Source organism: Streptococcus sp. Marseille-Q5619 (assembly GCF_946901205.1).
In the GTDB taxonomy this organism is placed as follows: domain Bacteria; phylum Bacillota; class Bacilli; order Lactobacillales; family Streptococcaceae; genus Streptococcus.
In genome coordinates this window covers 60,390-77,389 of the sequence record NZ_CAMPPO010000002.1, presented here as the reverse complement: position 1 = coordinate 77,389, position 17,000 = coordinate 60,390, and the positions used below count along the sequence as shown (strand labels likewise).

The following is a 17,000-nucleotide window of genomic DNA, read 5'->3' as shown; positions in this document are numbered from 1 at the left end:
ATTAAAGTCTCTTTTGTAAGGTTAGGTTATGGCAAGCGGTCTTTTTTTGATGTAAACTAGACTCATAAAGAAAAAGGAGTAACATCATGAAACAAATCTTACAGAAGAAAACAAGAAAACCAAGTCACAAAGATATCGAGCGTGTTCAGCTGGGATGCGCTATGATGCAAGCAACATTTCATTTGATGGGATATTAAGAAAGGAGATTCTCATGACACTTTTAGATGTAAAACACGTTCAAAAAATTTATAAAACTCGTTTTCAGGGCAACCAAGTAGAAGCCCTCAAGGATATTCACTTTACCGTGGAGAAAGGTGACTACGTTGCCATTATGGGTGAGTCTGGTTCTGGTAAATCAACTCTTCTCAATATCTTAGCTATGCTGGACAAACCAAGTCGTGGACAAGTTTACCTGAACGGAACAGATACAGCAACCATTAAAAATTCACAGGCTTCTAGCTTCCGTCGTGAAAAGTTGGGCTTTGTCTTCCAAGACTTTAACTTGCTAGATACTCTGTCTGTTAAAGACAATATCTTGCTTCCGCTTGTCTTGTCAAGAAGACCTATTACGGAGATGATGAAGAAATTGGTGGTGACAGCTGAGAATCTAGGCATCAACCAATTGCAAGAGAAGTACCCTTACGAGATTTCAGGTGGGCAAAAACAGCGTGTAGCAGTAGCACGTGCCATCATCACAGAACCTGAAATTCTCCTTGCGGATGAGCCAACAGGAGCCCTTGACTCCAAGTCATCTGCAGCCTTACTTGATGTTTTTGATGAAATCAATGTGCGCGGCCAAACCATTCTCATGGTAACCCACTCAACAGCAGCAGCTAGCAGAGCTAAACGTGTACTCTTTATCAAAGACGGCATTCTTTACAACCAAATCTACCGCGGAGAGAAAACAGAACGTCAGATGTTCCAAGAAATCTCTGATACCTTGACTGTCATGGCAAGCGAGGTGAATTAGTATGTTTCGATTAACCAATAAGTTAGCGGTATCGAACTTGATTAAAAACCGCAAACTCTACTATCCTTTTGCGCTGGCTGTTCTCTTGGCAGTCACTGTCACCTATCTCTTTTACTCTCTAACCTTTAATCCTAAGATTGCGGAAATCCGTGGAGGAACAACCATTCAGGCTACTCTAGGATTTGGTATGTTTGTCGTCACCCTTGCGTCAGCCATTATCGTCCTCTATGCCAATAGTTTTGTTATGAAAAACCGTTCCAAGGAACTGGGAATTTATGGCATGTTGGGATTGGAGAAACGTCATCTGATCAGTATGACCTTTAAGGAGTTGGTGGTATTTGGGATTCTAACTGTTGGAGCAGGTATCGGTATTGGAGCCTTGTTTGACAAGTTGATTTTTGCTTTCCTACTCAAACTGATGAAATTGAAGGTTGAGCTGGTCGCTACCTTCCAAATGAATGTTGTCATTGCAGTACTTGTTGTCTTTGGATTGATTTTCCTAGGCCTAATGTTCCTGAATGCCCTTCGAATCGCCCGTATGAATGTCCTCCAGCTCTCGCGTGAGAAAGCAAGCGGAGAGAAAAGAGGTCGTTTCCTACCTCTCCAAACGATTCTTGGTTCCATAAGTTTAGGGATTGGCTATTATCTTGCCCTTACGGTAACCGATCCTCTTACAGCCCTAACAACTTTCTTCCTAGCTGTTTTGCTGGTTATCTTTGGTACTTATTTATTATTTAATGCAGGGATTACAGTCTTCCTACAAATCTTAAAGAAAAACAAGAAATACTATTACCAGCCAAATAACCTTATCTCAGTGTCCAACTTGATTTTCCGTATGAAGAAAAATGCGGTGGGCCTTGCAACCATCGCTATCTTGTCAACAATGGTTTTGGTAACCATGTCAGCAGCGACAAGCATTTTCAATTCCGCAGAATCCTTTAAAAAAGTTCTAAATCCTCATGATTTTGGAGTTTCAGGGCAAAATGTTGAAAAAGAAGACTTGGACAAACTCTTGAGCCAGTTTGCAAGTGACAAAGGTTATAAGATTAAAGAGAAAGAAGTGTTTCGTTACACTTACTTTGGTGTTGCGAACCAAGAAGGAAATAAATTAACACTTTTTGAAAAAGGACAAAACCGTGTCCAACCCACAACAGTTTTTATGGTATTTGACCAAAAAGATTATGAAAATATGACTGGTCAAAAATTGTCTCTATCAGGAAATGAGGTCGGACTCTTTGCAAAGAACGAGGGAGTTAAAGAACAAAAAACTCTAATTCTGAATGATCATCAATTTTCTGTCAAAGAAGAATTTAATAAAGATTTCATTGTCAACCATGTCCCAAATCAGTTTAATATTTTGACTGCTGATTACAATTACCTTGTTGTACCTGATTTACAAGCCTTTTTGGATCAATTCCCAGATTCGGCTATCTATAATCAGTTTTACGGTGGCATGAATGTAAATGCCAGCGAAGAAGAACAACTCAAGGTCGCTGACGAGTATGATAAATACCTCGATCAGTTTAATGCTCAATTAAATACGGAAGGTAGCTATGTGTATGGTAGTAATTTATCAGATGCTAGTGCTCAGATGAGTGCCCTCTTTGGAGGTGTCTTCTTTATCGGTATTTTCCTATCCATTATCTTTATGGTCGGAACCGTTCTGGTCATCTACTACAAACAAATTTCTGAAGGCTATGAAGACCGTGAGCGCTTTATTATCTTGCAGAAAGTTGGTTTAGATCAAAAGCAAATCAAGCAAACCATCAACAAACAGGTTTTAACTGTTTTCTTCCTTCCTTTACTCTTTGCCTTCCTACATCTAGCCTTTGCCTACCATATGCTTAGTCTGATTTTAAAAGTGATTGGTGTACTGGATACGACTATGATGTTGATTGTGACCTTGTCTATCTGTGCTATCTTCCTCATCGCCTATGTGCTGATTTTCATGATTACTTCAAGAAGTTATCGCAAGATTGTGCAAATGTAAAAAAGATACCTCGACTTCAAAATCGAGGTATTTCTTGTATTTTATACTCAATGAAAATCAAAAAGCAAACTAGGAAGCTAGCCGCAGGTTGCTCAAAACACAGTTTTGAGGTTGTAGATAAGACTGACGAAGTCAGCTCAAAACACTGTTTTGAGGTTGCAGATAAGACTGACGAAGTCAGCTCAAAATACAGTTTTGAGGTTGCAGATAGAACTGACGAAGTCAGTAATCATACATACGGCAAGGCAACGCTGACGTGGTTTGAAGAGATTTTCGAAGAGTATTAAATGCTGAAAAGTTGTCCGAGCAGGAAGGTAACGCCCATGGTCAAGAGACCAATAGCTAGGTTCCGAATCATAGCTGTTCTAGTCGGAGCCTTTCCAAGTTTGGCACTAGTGTAACCAGTGAGAAGAAGAGCCACACCGACGATAAGGACAGTAACAGGGATGCGGTATTCACTTGGGAAAATAGTTACTGACAGCATTGGTGGTAAGCTACCAAGGAAAAAAGAAATAAAGCTAGAGATAGCAGCATGCCAAGGATTGGTAAATTCTTCATACTCAATACCGTATTTTTCCTCTACCAAAGCCTTGAGCGGATTATTTAAAAAGGCTTTGTTGGTCAAGAGTTGAGCAGAGGTTTCACATTCTCCATTTTGGATATAGGCAGCATAGAGGGACTTTTTGGCTAGTTCCATATCTTGGTCTAGCAAGAGCTGCTCACGCGCAACGGCTGCTTCCTCGGTATCTTTTTGAGTTGAAACGGACACATATTCTCCACCAGCCATTGAAAAGGCACCTGCCAAAATAGCTGCAAATCCTGATAAAAAGATAATCCAGATATTGCTCGTAGCACTAGCAACCCCAATAACCACACCAGCAATGGAAATAATCCCATCGTTAGCACCAAGAACACCCGCACGCAGAATATTTAAACGACCTGCAAAATTTGAATCGATTTCGTGATTTGTTTCTGACATACTATTCTCCTTTTTATCCAGTATAAAGGAAACATATAGGGAAATCAATCTTTTAAAAGTATCTGAAAAAAGTTGCACGATTTTAATGATATAAAAATGTCGACATCTTCTCTGATAGATCAAACACCGAAGGTAAAGAGTGTAGAATAGCATAAAAAATTTTAAATTAAATACGATAATCATTTTGTTCACTTTATAATCGATTACAAGAAAATAATTAGTGTGAAATCAAATAAAATCCAAATATTTTACGAACTTTTTTATATTTTTTTCGTAAAACGCTTTACAAGTTCTTAAAAACATGATATAGTAATAAAGCTTAGAAAATGAGATGATGTTTTCTAGCAAATATAAACCCGAGTAAAAAATGCCTACGGACAGGCAGGGTTGAATGCCGAAGCGTGGTTGAAAAACCACATTATTGATAGGGTTAAAAGCCTACTTTTATAAGTTGATGTTAGGACGTTTGTCCTAATTCATAAATTTTTAGTGTGGTGAAAGCACACGTCATCTTGTGAAACGATCAATAAAGTACGTAATATTTGCTACTAGAGAGTTAGGAAACATCGGGAACAGACATACTCAACAGAAACAAACATAAAAACGTCAGAAGATTGCAGAGCAGGTGAAATCCTGCTCTTTTTTCATGAGTCAACCTTTAGTCGCCTTCGTCTTCTTGAAGCGCTAAAAATACGGTAAAGGAGTATGTCTTGAAAGAGTTAGATCAGAACCAAGCCCCTATTTATGAGGCCTTGGTGAAGTTACGCAAGAAAAGGATTGTTCCCTTTGATGTTCCAGGTCACAAGCGTGGACGGGGAAATCCAGAACTTGTCGAACTGTTAGGTGAAAAATGTGTTGGCATTGATGTCAATTCGATGAAACCCTTGGATAATCTTGGTCACCCCATTTCGATTATTCGGGATGCAGAGGAGCTGGCAGCTGATGCTTTTGGAGCAGCCCATGCCTTTCTCATGATTGGTGGAACAACTTCATCGGTGCAGACTATGATTCTGTCAACCTGCAAGGCAGGAGATAAGATTATTCTGCCACGAAATGTCCACAAATCTGCTATCAATGCGCTGGTTCTATGTGGTGCCATTCCCATCTATATCGAGATGAGTGTGGATCCTAAGATTGGTATCGCTTTAGGTCTTGAAAATGACCGAGTAGCCCAGGCCATAAAGAACCATCCAGATGCCAAGGCCATTTTGATTAACAATCCTACTTACTACGGCATCTGTTCAGACCTAAGGGGATTGACAGAAATGGCCCATGAAGCTGGTATGATGGTTTTGGTAGATGAGGCCCACGGAGCGCATTTGCATTTTACAGATAAACTTCCAATTTCTGCTATGGATGCAGGAGCTGATATGGCAGCAGTTTCCATGCATAAGTCTGGTGGGAGTTTGACCCAAAGTTCGCTTCTTTTAATCGGGAATCAGATGAATCCCGAATACGTACGTCAGATTATCAACCTGACCCAGTCAACATCCGCCTCTTATTTGTTGATGGCTAGTTTGGATATTTCGCGTCGCAACTTGGTCTTTCGTGGTAAAGAGTCGTTTGAGAAGGTCATTGAGCTATCCGAGTATGCTCGCCGTGAAATCAATGCTATCGGTGGCTACTATGCCTACTCAAAAGAGTTAATAGATGGTGTCTCGGTATGTGATTTTGATGTAACCAAGTTGTCAGTTTACACTCAGGGTATTGGCTTAACAGGTATAGAGGTTTATGACCTCCTACGAGACGAATACGACATTCAGATCGAGTTTGGAGATATTGGTAATATCTTGGCCTATATTTCGATTGGTGACCGTATCCAAGACATCGAGCGTTTGGTCGGTGCTTTGGCTGATATAAAGAGACTATACTCACGAGATGGGAAGGACTTGATAGCTGGAGAATATATCCAGCCTGAGTTGGTGTTATCTCCTCAGGAAGCCTTCTATTCAGAGAGAAGAAGTTTGACCTTGGACGAATCTGTCGATCAAGTCTGTGGAGAATTTGTCATGTGTTATCCTCCAGGGATTCCTATCTTGGCTCCTGGAGAACGCATTACACGAGAAATTGTAGACTATATTCAATTTGCCAAAGAACGTGGTTGCTCCCTCCAAGGGACGGAAGATCCCGAGGTCAATCACATCAACGTCATTAAGAGAAAGGAGAACTAGATGGATTTATGGTTTTCTGAAGTTCATACTCCAGATGTGAAATTATCCCTGAGAACTGCCAAACAACTCTACGCTGGAAAAAGTGAATGGCAGGATATCGAAGTCTTGGATACGCCAGCTTTTGGGAAAATACTGATTTTAAATGGGCACGTCTTGTTTTCAGATGCGGATGATTTTGTCTACAATGAAATGACCGTCCACGTTCCCATGGCTGTCCACCCAAATCCCAAGAAAGTCTTGGTTATTGGGGGTGGTGACGGTGGTGTTGCTCAAGTTTTGACACTGTATCCTGAACTGGAGCAAATCGATATTGTGGAACCAGATGAGATGTTGGTTGAGGTCTGTCGTGAGTATTTCCCAGACTTTGCTGCGGGGCTAGATGATCCTCGTGTTACCATTTACTATCAAAACGGGCTACGCTTTTTGCGAAACTGTGAAGATGACTACGATATTATCATCAACGATGCGACAGATCCATTTGGACATACGGAAGGGCTCTTTACCAAGGAATTTTACGGTAACAGTTATCGGGCTCTTAAAGAAGACGGTATCATGATCTATCAGCATGGGAGTCCCTTCTTTGACGAGGATGAGTCAGCTTGCCGAAGCATGCACCGCAAGGTCAATCAAGCCTTTCCAATCAGCCGAGTCTATCAGGCCCATATTCCAACTAGCCCAGCTGGCTATTGGTTGTTTGGATTTGCATCGAAAAAATACCACCCTGTCAAAGATTTTGACAAGGAAGGCTGGAAAGAACGCCAGCTTTTCACAGAATACTACACTGCAAACTTACACGTGGGAGCCTTTATGTTGCCCAAGTATGTTGAAGACATTTTAGAAGAAGAGGAAGGAAAAAAATGAGTCGTTTACTAGTTATTGGATGTGGGGGCGTTGCCCAAGTTGCTATTTCAAAGATTTGTCAAGATAGCGAAACGTTTAAAGAAATTATGATTGCTAGCCGTACTAAGTCAAAATGTGATGACTTGAAGGCTAAACTGGAGGGCAAAACAAGTACAAAGATTGAGACAGCTGCTCTTGATGCTGACAAGGTAGAAGAAGTGATTGCCCTGATTGAAAGCTACAAACCAGAAGCTGTTTTGAACGTAGCTTTACCATATCAAGATTTAACCATTATGGACGCTTGTTTGGCAACAGGTGTCCACTATATCGACACAGCCAACTACGAGGCAGAGGATACAGAAGATCCTGAGTGGCGTGCCATCTATGAGAAACGTTGCAAGGAACTTGGTTTTACAGCCTACTTTGACTACTCATGGCAGTGGGCTTATCAGGAGAAATTCAAAGAAGCAGGTTTGACTGCTCTGCTTGGATCTGGCTTTGACCCAGGTGTGACTAGTGTCTTTTCTGCCTATGCTCTCAAACATTATTTTGATGAAATCCACTATATCGACATTTTAGACTGTAATGGTGGTGACCACGGTTATCCATTTGCGACCAACTTCAACCCAGAAATCAATCTACGCGAGGTTTCTGCGCCAGGTTCTTACTGGGAAGATGGAAAATGGGTCGAAGTCGAAGCCATGTCTATCAAGCGTGAGTATGATTTTCCACAGGTTGGACAAAAAGATATGTATCTCCTTCACCACGAAGAAATTGAATCATTGGCCAAAAACATTCCAGGTGTCAAACGTATTCGTTTCTTTATGACTTTTGGTCAATCTTATCTAACACATATGAAATGCTTGGAAAATGTAGGGCTCCTTCGTACGGATACCATTAACTTTAACGGCCAAGAAATCGTTCCAATCCAATTCTTAAAAGCCTTGCTTCCAGATCCAGCCAGCCTTGGACCACGTACTGTAGGTAAAACCAATATTGGATGTATCTTTACAGGTGTAAAAGATGGCGTTGAAAAGACCATCTACATTTACAATGTTTGCGACCATCAGGAATGTTACGCAGAAGTTGGTTCACAAGCCATTTCTTACACGACAGGCGTTCCAGCCATGATTGGGACAAAATTGGTTATGAACGGTACTTGGAAACAAGCTGGAGTGTATAACCTTGAGGAGTTAGATCCAGATCCATTCATGGAAGCTTTGAATGAGTATGGTTTGCCATGGGTTGTGGTTGAAAATCCACAAATGGTGGACTAATGAAGTTAGAACAAGTACCAACACCAGCTTACGTCATTGACTTGACAAAGTTAGAAGCAAACTGCCGCATTCTACAATATGTACAAGAAGAAGCTGGTTGCAAGGTTTTGCTTGCCCAGAAGGCATATTCCCTCTACAAAACCTATCCCCTAATTAGCCAATATCTCTCTGGTACAACGGCTAGTGGACTCTATGAGGCCAAATTGGCAAGGGAAGAATTTCCTGGTGAAGTCCATGTATTTGCGCCTGCTTTCAAGGATGCAGACTTGGAGGAATTGCTTGAGATAACAGACCATATCGTTTTTAATTCTGAGAGACAGTTGCGTAAGCATGGTTCGCGTTGTCGTGAGGCTGGTATCAGTGTTGGTTTACGTCTCAATCCTCAATGTTCAACACAGGGTGACCATGCGCTCTATGACCCTTGTGCACCTGGTTCTCGTTTTGGCGTAACTTCAGACAAGATACCGAGTGATTTGCTGGATTTGGTGGATGGTCTTCATTTTCACACCCTTTGTGAGCAGGGAGCAGATGATTTACAGACAACTTTGAAAGCAGTAGAAGCGCAGTTTGGTTCTTATTTACATGAAGTAAAATGGCTCAACATGGGTGGTGGTCATCACATCACAAGAGAAGACTATGATGTGAATTTGCTGATTTCTGAAATCAAACGTATTCGAGAAACTTACAATCTTGAAGTTTATATCGAGCCGGGTGAAGCCATTGCGCTCAATGCAGGTTATCTAGCAACTGAAGTATTGGATATTGTAGAAAACGGTATGGAAATCTTGATTTTAGACGCCTCTGCGACCTGCCATATGCCTGACGTACTTGAGATGCCCTATCGTCCACCTTTGAGAAATGGTTTTGAGGCACAGGATAAAGCCCATACCTATAGACTTTCTTCCAATACTTGTCTGACGGGTGATGTAATTGGTGATTATAGCTTTGAAAATCCAGTCCAAATTGGAGACAGACTTTATTTCGAAGACATGGCCATTTATTCTTTTGTCAAAAATAATACCTTTAATGGTATTGGATTGCCAAGTCTCTATCTCATGGACGAACAGGGAGACTGTAGCTTAGTCAAAGCATTTGGCTATCAAGATTTTAAAGGGAGATTATCATGATGGAAAGTCCAAAAAAATTAGGCTATCGTATGCCAGCAGAGTACGAATCACATCATGGTACCCTCATGATATGGCCTACTCGACCAGGTTCATGGCCCTTTCAAGGAAAGGCTGCTAAAGCAGCTTTTAGTCAGATTATTAAGACCATAGCAGAAGGGGAAAGAGTCTATCTTTTGGTGGAGCAAGACTACTTAGCTGAAGCCCAAGACTATCTTGGAGATAGCGTTGTTTATTTAGACATTCCCACCAATGATGCTTGGGCTCGAGATACTGGACCAATCATTCTTCTCAATGACAAAAGAGAAAAGATGGCCGTTGATTGGTCTTTCAATGCTTGGGGTGGTGCTGTTGATGGTCTTTATCAAGATTATGAAGATGATGACCAAGTGGCCAGTCGTTTTGCTGAGTCCTTGGAAATGCCTGTTTATGATGCCAAACCTTTTGTCCTAGAAGGCGGAGCGATACATAGCGATGGTCAAGGAACCATTATCGTAACTGAAAGTTGCCTTCTCAGTCTTGGTCGCAATCCTCATCTGACTAAAGAGGAAATCGAGAGTACCTTATTAGAGTACCTTGGAGCTGAAAAAGTCATTTGGCTTCCTTATGGTATTTATCAGGACGAAACCAATGAACACGTTGACAATGTTTCTGCCTTTGTTGGTCCTGCAGAGCTTGTCTTGGCTTGGACGGACGACGAAAGTGATCCTCAATATGCCATGTCAAAAGCAGATCTCGAACTCTTAGAGCAAGAAACAGATGCAAAAGGTCGTCCCTTCACCATTCATAAACTTCCAATTCCAGCTCTTCATCAAATTGTAACCAAAGAGGATTTGCCAGGCTACATCTATGAAGAAGGAGAAGAAGAACGCTACGCAGGTGAACGACTAGCAGCTTCCTACGTAAACTTTTATATCGCCAACAAGGCTGTCTTGGTTCCACAGTTTGAGGATGTAAACGACCAAGTGGCCCTAGATATTCTCAGCAAGTGTTTCCCAGACCGTAAAGTTGTCGGAATACCAGCCAGAGATATTCTTTTAGGTGGTGGCAATATCCACTGTATCACCCAACAAATCCCAGAATAGGAGAAAAAGATGAGAAATGTAAAAGTTGCAGCCATTCAAATGCAATGCGCTAAGGATGTGGCAACAAATATCCAAACCGCAGAGCGTTTAGTACATCAGGCTGCAGAACAAGGCGCACAAATTATTCTTTTACCCGAGTTGTTTGAACGTCCCTATTTCTGTCAGGAACGCCAGTATGACTACTACCAGCATGCCCAGTCGGTGACAGACAATACAGCTATTCAACATTTTAAAACCATTGCCAAGGAGCTAAAGGTCGTTTTACCAATCAGTTTCTATGAAAAAGATGGCAATATCTTGTATAACTCTATTGCCGTTATTGATGCTGATGGGGAAGTGCTAGGCGTTTATCGGAAGACCCATATACCAGATGATCATTATTATCAAGAAAAGTTTTATTTCACACCCGGTAACACAGGTTTCAAGGTCTGGGATACTCGCTATGCCAAGATTGGTATCGGTATCTGTTGGGATCAATGGTTCCCTGAAACAGCGCGCTGTCTTGCATTGAATGGTGCTGAATTGCTCTTTTATCCAACAGCCATCGGTTCAGAGCCGATTTTGGATACAGATAGTTGTGGCCATTGGCAACGTACCATGCAAGGACACGCAGCAGCAAATATTGTTCCAGTTATTGCAGCCAATCGCTATGGCTTGGAAGAGGTCACGCCTAGTGAGGAAAATGGCGGACAGAGTTCCAGTCTTGACTTCTACGGTTCCTCCTTTATGACGGATGAAACAGGAGCTATTCTAGAGCAAGCTGAAAGACAAGCTGAAGCTGTTCTGTTAGCAACTTATGACCTAGATAAGGGAGCAAGCGAACGCTTAAACTGGGGACTGTTTCGAGATAGAAGACCAGAAATGTATCAACGTATTACGGACTAGTAGGGGAGAAATGAGAGATTCATTCTGCTAGACTAACTTCTTATTAGCAACTATAAGGATACTAGGTCATCTAGCAAGTGGATTTTATATTTTAACCCTCTAAGGCTTTCTCGCGCTTTTATGCGAGGAGCTTTTCTGTTTAAGCTTTATCAATAAAACATGCTATAATAGTTGCAGAAAGGTTGGTATTTATGGCTAGGATATTGGTTATTGAAGACAATAGTGACATTCAAGAGATTTTACGAACACTTCTTACTGAGGAGCATGAGGTGATTCAAGCCTTTTCTGGTACAGAAGGAATCATGCGTTTTGACCAAGGTGAGATTGACCTCGTTTTGCTAGATATCATGCTTCCTGGGAAAAATGGGGATCAGGTTTTAAAAGCCATCAGGGAACAAAGTCAAACTCCAGTCATTATGCTAACAGCTTTGAGCGATAAGAAGTTAATCAGTCAATACCTCTTAGAGGGGGCCAATGATTACATAGTGAAACCCTTTGATTTGGACGAAGTCTTTGCCAGAATTACTGTTCAGTTACGTCAAAGCGTAGAAAAACAGTCTATGGAAATAGGAAAAACTGAACATCTGCCACAAAACTTGAAAAATATCCAGTTTGATGCAGAAAGTTTTGAAATCAAAAATAGTCAGGAAACCATTCGCCTTGCCAAGAAAGAATGCTTGATTCTCCAAACTCTCCTCAAACACCCTAAGAAAATATTTACCAAGGAAGAACTTTATGAACTGGTCTGGGAGGATAGCTATCTACCTGGAGATAATACCCTCAATACGCATTTGAGTAATCTTCGTAAAAAATTAAACCAGCTTGACCCAAATCAAGAATATATTGAAACCATTTGGGGTGTTGGGATAAGATTAAAAGGAGACAAGCAATGACCTACATGATGATCTTTGTTCTACTGATACTCCTAACTATTTTATCGATTGTATTAATTCGCTACCATCTAGCACTTAAAAACTTGAGTCAACAGATTGAGGACAAGATTCTCACAGGTAGTATGAAAAGAGTCGGAGTCAGCATTTTTTCCAAACATTTTTTACAACTCTACCAGCAAATTGAAAATCTATTTCTGGAAGTAGAACAGTCTCGGTTGGTTATGAAAAGGGAAAAGCAGACTCTGGATATGGCCATCAGCAATATTGCCCATGATATTCGGACACCTTTGACTATCGCGTCAGGCTACACGCAACAATTGATAAAAACTCCTGAAGACAAATCAGAAACCTTACAAAAAATAGCCCAACATCTTGATTTAGTTTCCAAACGTTTGGAGGCTCTCCTAGAATATCGTCGTTTGATGGAAGGGGCTGTCAAACCGAAACTGGAAGAAGTGGATCTTTCAGCTTTTATCACCAAGAAGACTCTGGCTTATTATGATGTTTTTCAGGCGGCAAATATCACGCTTGATTTTAAGGTTGAAGCTGGTCTGAAAATAAGGACTGATGAAGACTTGCTGGATCGAATTTTACAAAATCTGCTTGGAAATGTCCTAAAACATGGCAAGGAAGAAGCGCGTCTATCTTTGAGAAAGGAAAAGGGACAGCTTGTCTTAGAGATTGCAAACCTTGTCAAACAGCCCATCAAAAAAATAGAAAATCTCAGCAACCGTTTTTATTCTGAAAATCTATCAGACACCGAAGAATCCTCTGGTTTAGGACTTTATATTACTGAGGAATTATGTCATCTTCTCGGTGCAGAGATGAAACTAGGAACAGATGGGCAATGGTTGTCGGTTTTCATTTACTTTTAACGAAAGAAACCTCCTCTGTAGGCTAGAGGAGGTCATTTTTTATAGACTTTTCTTTTTGAAAACTGTCAATCCACCTATATTAAAGATTACAATAACAGCTAAGCTAACTATAAGCGTGTAGAGAATTGACTCACTATTAGCAGTCATAGCATAGGAAAATTGCAAGGACAAATAGGGTAAAAATTTGATATTTGGAAAAATGATCATTGGCATAGAAAGTAAGGTAGAGCTGACCAAGTAACCAATAAATACTGCAAGATAAGAATGACTAACATAGAGGATGAAGGAAACAATAGAAAGCCAAGCAAGGAGGCAAAGGAATTGAAGGGAAATGGTTATCAGTAGATTTCCAATAAAGCCATCAGGCATAGTCCCAAATCCATTTAAGATAGTTGCTGGAATAAAGGCAATCACGAGACCGATGATGAGTTGAGAAAGTCCAATGCAAGCCAATACAAAGGCTTTGGCAAGGAAAAACTCGGTACGAGAAACACCCACTGTTAAATTATTTTTATAGAGTTTACCGATTAAATCAACTCCAAGCACGAGGCAGGCTAGGACGATGCAGAGAAAAACGAGGTTTGAACCTTGACTAGATGCGTTGATCAGGGCTTGTATACCATTCCAACCTTGGATTGGTATATCTGGTTCTTCTGTCTGGATTGCCATTAGTTGACCCGTAGCCCCAAAAACAGCCCCCATTAACATGAGTAAAAAGAGAATGAACTCTGTAATCCAGAATCCTTTGGAACGGAAAAGACGGTAAAAGTCTGCTTGAATGGTATGTATCATGATTTTTCTCCTATTGGACCAATTGAGTGAAGTATTCTTCTAGGTTTTGACGGGCATAGTAAATCTCGTCAATGGCAACATCTGCCAAGGTTAATTCTTTGAGAATCTGTTTGACATCTTGTTCCTGACCAAAGATGTGGATTTCGTTTTCAGGATTAACAACCTTGAACTGGAGCTGGATTTGTTCTTTCAATACTTGACAAGCTTTCTCTTTATCAGCTGTCTTAAGAACAATGTAATCCTCACTTAGTGTTTCAAATTCAGCTTTGCTGATTTCACGGATAACCTTGCCTTGATCTAAAATACCAAAGCGATTAGCTAGGAGATAGAGTTCTGACAAGATATGGCTAGAGATGAGAATGGTGATCCCTTTTTCTTGATTGAGCCGTTGAATCATGAGTCGAAATTCTTTGATACCGATTGGGTCGAGACCGTTGATAGGTTCATCTAAAATCAGGAAGTCTGGTTTAGATAGAAGGGCAATGGCGATACCAAGTCTTTGTTTCATTCCAAGAGAGAAATCACGAAAGAATTTTTTACCTGTATCTGCCAAACCTACATAGTCCAGCGTTTCTCGAATGACTTGATCAGCATTTGGAATATGGCGAATCATACAGTAATATTTCAGATTTTGGTAGGCTGTTAAGTGATTATGGGCCACAGGTGATTCGATCACTGAACCTACTCGAGATAGAGCCCTGCTCCACTCATTTTCCGTTTGGCTAGAGAAGAGGGAAACAGTCCCTTTATCCGCAAACAGTAGTTGCGTAATAATTTTGATTAAGGTGGTTTTCCCAGCTCCGTTCTTCCCGATAAGTCCATAAATATCTCCCTCTCTTATCGTTAGATGAAGATCCTGAAGGATAGCTTGTTTGTCAAAGTTTTTGGACAATCCATGAATATCAAGTACTGTTTTCATGATTCTCTCCTTTTGATTTATTTTGATAACTTTAGTATAAAGCATAGAAATCAAAGAAAGCTCAAGCATTTCTAAAGAGTTTCTAAAGTTTTAGGAATTCTTAAATATCAAAACCCAGTTGACACGAACTGGGCTTCTTAATTATAGAATATATTTCTCAATGGCACGCGCAACGCCGTCTTCTTCGTTGCTTGCTGTAACGGAATCCGCAAGAGATTTGACATAATCGCTGGCATTTCCCATAGCAATGCCAAGCCCTGCAAACTGGAGCATTTCGATATCGTTATTGGCATCGCCCATAGCCATGATTTCTGAGGAATCAAGCTTCAAAATCTCTGCTAGTCGAGAAAGAGCAGTAGCCTTTGTCGTACCAAGTGGCATGGCTTCATAAATGACAGGCTGTGAACGAACTCCACTAAATCGTTGACAGAGTTCCCCAGCAAAACGCTTCTCAAAATCGTCCGTTTGGCTCTCTGTCCCCAAAAACATCCCTTGGAACATACGGTACTTGCCACTAGTCGCTTCCTCAAGAGAAATTTCAGTCAGGTCTGAAAAGACCAGCTTGGCATCATTTTCAATGACTTGATTAGGTTTGCCACCGAGGACGAAATAATGTTCCTCATCAAAAAGAGTCAACTGAACATCACTTTTTTCAGCTAGGTCATAGAGGTACTCGATGTCTGCTGGACTAAGTTCTTGCCAGTCAACTAGCTCCCAATCACTGGTCTGGTGAGTTGAACAACCGTTGTTAACAATGACATATTCATTCTGGAGGTCTAGCCCCAGTTTTTTGTAGTAGGGGAGAACACCGAAAAGCGGGCGACCTGTACAAAGTACCAGTTTGACACCTTTTTCAATAGCTTGGTGAATGGCAGTGATGTGAGCTTGTGGGATTTCCTTGGCTTCATTTAGGAGGGTTCCATCCATATCCAAGGCTAGTAGTTTAATCATAAGTCTTCCTTCTTTATCTTTTGGTATTATTATAGCATATTTGGGAGAAGAAATTGATAGAAAGCTTGGGGCTAATTGATTTTACAGTTTAGGATGTTTTGATGACAATTCATGATTTGAAGAGGATATTTGGCCAAGATATGCTATACTAAAATTGTCAATGTTGCAACTAGACAAATTAAAAAACCAACTTAATATAATATTTTTTTTTGTAAGTAGGTATGAGTATCAGATTACTCAACTAATCTAAACAATAACGGAGGAAATATATCATGATTTTAATGACAAAAAATATAAATCTAACAAATGAAGAATTAGAGATGATCCAAGGTGGAGCAGATCCCTATGGTAAAGAACCTAATGGTTATTATGCTTGGCAAATGGAACCAGTATTAACTATGCCGGTTCATGGATTTTGTCCCAGAGGAACCTATGATTTAGGATATATTGGAGGAGGTAACCATCTTTGCAAAGGAAGTGCCGCGAGATTTTAAGTAAAATTTAGTAGGAATATGAAGAAACAAGGGGAGAAAACAGAGGATTTAATATGAAAAAACGGATTATTCAGATTTTACTAGCATTATCCTTAATTTTTTACAAATCAACTTGGTTTTGGGGAATTTTCAATCACCTCGCAAAGCCCTATCTACCAGCAAGTCGTGAGTTTTTTCAGATTCTACTTTTGCTGGAAAGTGGTGTTCTTTTGTCAGCAGTCATCTATCTACTAGTTTTTGCAGGAAAGAAGACTTTTCATTTCACGTGGCAGTTGAGGTACTTTATCTACCTTTTACTGGGCTACATCATTTTGTATATGTCGGACTTCCTCTTGTCTTATTTCATAACCTCGACTTCAAATCAAATCTCTTTGAATGAAACGATAGAAATGATGGGGAGACAGGAATTACCCTATTTCTTGCTCATAGCTTGCTTCATCGGCCCTATTGCTGAGGAATTGATTTATCGCGGTGTGCTTATGACAACCTTTTTCAAAAACTCGCCTTGGTACGGAGATGTCTTGCTTTCTGCTATTATTTTCGGTTATATTCATATCAATTTCGCTTTAACACCTTTTGCTTTTTTCATTTATGCTAGTGGAGGTCTCATTTTAGCTCTACTGTATCGCATGACAAAAAATCTCTACTATCCAATACTAGTTCATATTCTCATCAATATCACTGCTTTCTGGAATGTGTGGTTACTCCTATTTTCAGGAAGTTAGCTTACTAAAAAAATGTCGGAACTTTCCGGC

At 40.4% G+C, this 17,000-nt stretch carries 17 protein-coding genes; 13 read left to right on the top strand and 4 right to left on the bottom strand.

The window, feature by feature from the left end:
* The first annotated feature begins 211 nt into the window (after positions 1-211).
* Genes OC530_RS01505 through OC530_RS01495 form a run of 3 tightly spaced genes read left to right on the top strand, consistent with a single transcriptional unit; the run spans position 212 to position 3,247 of the window.
* Positions 212-970: an ABC transporter ATP-binding protein gene (locus tag OC530_RS01505; protein ID WP_173250082.1), complete on the top strand. Its 759-nt coding sequence runs from the start codon at positions 212-214 to the stop codon at positions 968-970.
* A gap of 1 nt (position 971) precedes the next feature.
* Positions 972-2,960: an ABC transporter permease gene (locus OC530_RS01500; protein ID WP_262078912.1), complete on the top strand. Its 1,989-nt coding sequence runs from the start codon at positions 972-974 to the stop codon at positions 2,958-2,960.
* Between the two features lie 50 nt (positions 2,961-3,010).
* Complete coding sequence (locus OC530_RS01495; RefSeq protein ID WP_262078909.1) at positions 3,011-3,247, top strand: hypothetical protein; 237 nt, start codon at positions 3,011-3,013, stop codon at positions 3,245-3,247.
* Here the strand turns inward: OC530_RS01495 and OC530_RS01490 are convergent.
* On the bottom strand, positions 3,244-3,939 hold the full coding sequence (locus tag OC530_RS01490) for a VIT family protein (protein WP_173212283.1): 696 nt from the start codon (positions 3,937-3,939) through the stop codon (positions 3,244-3,246). The genes OC530_RS01495 and OC530_RS01490 overlap by 4 nt on opposite strands.
* Before the next feature lie 710 nt (positions 3,940-4,649).
* On the opposite strand from OC530_RS01490, the gene OC530_RS01485 reads away from it, so the two are divergent.
* The 8 genes from OC530_RS01485 to OC530_RS01450 all read left to right on the top strand — a co-directional run bounded on the left by OC530_RS01485 (position 4,650) and on the right by OC530_RS01450 (position 13,089).
* Positions 4,650-6,110 carry an aminotransferase class I/II-fold pyridoxal phosphate-dependent enzyme gene (locus OC530_RS01485; RefSeq protein WP_173212285.1) on the top strand — a complete coding sequence of 487 codons (1,461 nt, stop codon included), beginning with the start codon at positions 4,650-4,652 and terminating at the stop codon, positions 6,108-6,110.
* Positions 6,111-6,971: a polyamine aminopropyltransferase gene (gene speE, locus OC530_RS01480; RefSeq protein WP_000366711.1), complete on the top strand. Its 861-nt coding sequence runs from the start codon at positions 6,111-6,113 to the stop codon at positions 6,969-6,971.
* Positions 6,968-8,227: a saccharopine dehydrogenase family protein gene (locus OC530_RS01475; RefSeq protein WP_000088751.1), complete on the top strand. Its 1,260-nt coding sequence runs from the start codon at positions 6,968-6,970 to the stop codon at positions 8,225-8,227. Before speE ends, OC530_RS01475 begins: the two co-directional genes overlap by 4 nt.
* Positions 8,227-9,354: a carboxynorspermidine decarboxylase gene (gene nspC / locus OC530_RS01470; RefSeq protein ID WP_173212287.1), complete on the top strand. Its 1,128-nt coding sequence runs from the start codon at positions 8,227-8,229 to the stop codon at positions 9,352-9,354. The genes OC530_RS01475 and nspC overlap by 1 nt, the downstream gene beginning before the upstream one ends.
* Positions 9,351-10,436, top strand: coding sequence for an agmatine deiminase (aguA, locus tag OC530_RS01465; RefSeq protein ID WP_173212289.1), 1,086 nt, complete (start codon positions 9,351-9,353; stop codon positions 10,434-10,436). The genes nspC and aguA overlap by 4 nt, the downstream gene beginning before the upstream one ends.
* A gap of 9 nt (positions 10,437-10,445) precedes the next feature.
* Positions 10,446-11,321, top strand: a complete 876-nt coding sequence (aguB, locus tag OC530_RS01460) for an N-carbamoylputrescine amidase (RefSeq protein ID WP_173212291.1) — start codon at positions 10,446-10,448, stop codon at positions 11,319-11,321.
* Between the two features lie 191 nt (positions 11,322-11,512).
* Positions 11,513-12,214 carry a response regulator transcription factor gene (locus OC530_RS01455; RefSeq protein WP_173229064.1) on the top strand — a complete coding sequence of 234 codons (702 nt, stop codon included), beginning with the start codon at positions 11,513-11,515 and terminating at the stop codon, positions 12,212-12,214.
* A complete protein-coding gene (locus tag OC530_RS01450) occupies positions 12,211-13,089 on the top strand; it encodes a HAMP domain-containing sensor histidine kinase (protein WP_262078901.1) in 879 nt (292 codons plus the stop codon). Before OC530_RS01455 ends, OC530_RS01450 begins: the two co-directional genes overlap by 4 nt.
* 39 nt (positions 13,090-13,128) lie before the next feature.
* On the opposite strand, the gene OC530_RS01445 is transcribed toward OC530_RS01450, so the two are convergent.
* From OC530_RS01445 to OC530_RS01435, 3 genes are all read right to left on the bottom strand, one after another.
* Positions 13,129-13,881, bottom strand: a complete 753-nt coding sequence (locus OC530_RS01445) for an ABC transporter permease (protein WP_173212297.1) — start codon at positions 13,879-13,881, stop codon at positions 13,129-13,131.
* 10 nt (positions 13,882-13,891) lie between these two features.
* A complete protein-coding gene (locus OC530_RS01440; protein WP_262078898.1) occupies positions 13,892-14,800 on the bottom strand; it encodes an ATP-binding cassette domain-containing protein in 909 nt (302 codons plus the stop codon).
* A gap of 141 nt (positions 14,801-14,941) precedes the next feature.
* Positions 14,942-15,751 (bottom strand): Cof-type HAD-IIB family hydrolase, encoded by an 810-nt coding sequence (locus tag OC530_RS01435; protein ID WP_173212301.1) that lies wholly within the window; start codon positions 15,749-15,751, stop codon positions 14,942-14,944.
* A gap of 272 nt (positions 15,752-16,023) precedes the next feature.
* Between OC530_RS01435 and OC530_RS01430 the strand changes: the two genes are divergently transcribed.
* Positions 16,024-16,245: an SP_0924 family bacteriocin-like peptide gene (locus tag OC530_RS01430; protein WP_033683595.1), complete on the top strand. Its 222-nt coding sequence runs from the start codon at positions 16,024-16,026 to the stop codon at positions 16,243-16,245.
* 53 nt (positions 16,246-16,298) lie between these two features.
* Positions 16,299-16,970 (top strand): CPBP family intramembrane glutamic endopeptidase, encoded by a 672-nt coding sequence (locus OC530_RS01425; protein ID WP_138704472.1) that lies wholly within the window; start codon positions 16,299-16,301, stop codon positions 16,968-16,970.
* Positions 16,971-17,000 lie beyond the last annotated feature (30 nt).

Bases quoted from the DNA above. Each gene is read 5' to 3' on its own strand.
- OC530_RS01430 (WP_033683595.1), top strand. From the start codon at position 16,024: ATGATTTTAATGACAAAAAATATAAATCTAACAAATGAAGAATTAGAG.
- OC530_RS01475 (WP_000088751.1), top strand. From the start codon at position 6,968: ATGAGTCGTTTACTAGTTATTGGATGTGGGGGCGTTGCCCAAGTTGCT.
- speE (WP_000366711.1), top strand. From the start codon at position 6,111: ATGGATTTATGGTTTTCTGAAGTTCATACTCCAGATGTGAAATTATCC.
- OC530_RS01455 (WP_173229064.1), top strand. From the start codon at position 11,513: ATGGCTAGGATATTGGTTATTGAAGACAATAGTGACATTCAAGAGATT.
- OC530_RS01500 (WP_262078912.1), top strand. From the start codon at position 972: ATGTTTCGATTAACCAATAAGTTAGCGGTATCGAACTTGATTAAAAAC.
- OC530_RS01490 (WP_173212283.1), bottom strand. From the start codon at position 3,939: ATGTCAGAAACAAATCACGAAATCGATTCAAATTTTGCAGGTCGTTTA.
- OC530_RS01435 (WP_173212301.1), bottom strand. From the start codon at position 15,751: ATGATTAAACTACTAGCCTTGGATATGGATGGAACCCTCCTAAATGAA.
- aguA (WP_173212289.1), top strand. From the start codon at position 9,351: ATGATGGAAAGTCCAAAAAAATTAGGCTATCGTATGCCAGCAGAGTAC.
- aguB (WP_173212291.1), top strand. From the start codon at position 10,446: ATGAGAAATGTAAAAGTTGCAGCCATTCAAATGCAATGCGCTAAGGAT.
- OC530_RS01505 (WP_173250082.1), top strand. From the start codon at position 212: ATGACACTTTTAGATGTAAAACACGTTCAAAAAATTTATAAAACTCGT.
- OC530_RS01440 (WP_262078898.1), bottom strand. From the start codon at position 14,800: ATGAAAACAGTACTTGATATTCATGGATTGTCCAAAAACTTTGACAAA.
- OC530_RS01495 (WP_262078909.1), top strand. From the start codon at position 3,011: ATGAAAATCAAAAAGCAAACTAGGAAGCTAGCCGCAGGTTGCTCAAAA.
- OC530_RS01445 (WP_173212297.1), bottom strand. From the start codon at position 13,881: ATGATACATACCATTCAAGCAGACTTTTACCGTCTTTTCCGTTCCAAA.
- nspC (WP_173212287.1), top strand. From the start codon at position 8,227: ATGAAGTTAGAACAAGTACCAACACCAGCTTACGTCATTGACTTGACA.
- OC530_RS01425 (WP_138704472.1), top strand. From the start codon at position 16,299: ATGAAAAAACGGATTATTCAGATTTTACTAGCATTATCCTTAATTTTT.
- OC530_RS01450 (WP_262078901.1), top strand. From the start codon at position 12,211: ATGACCTACATGATGATCTTTGTTCTACTGATACTCCTAACTATTTTA.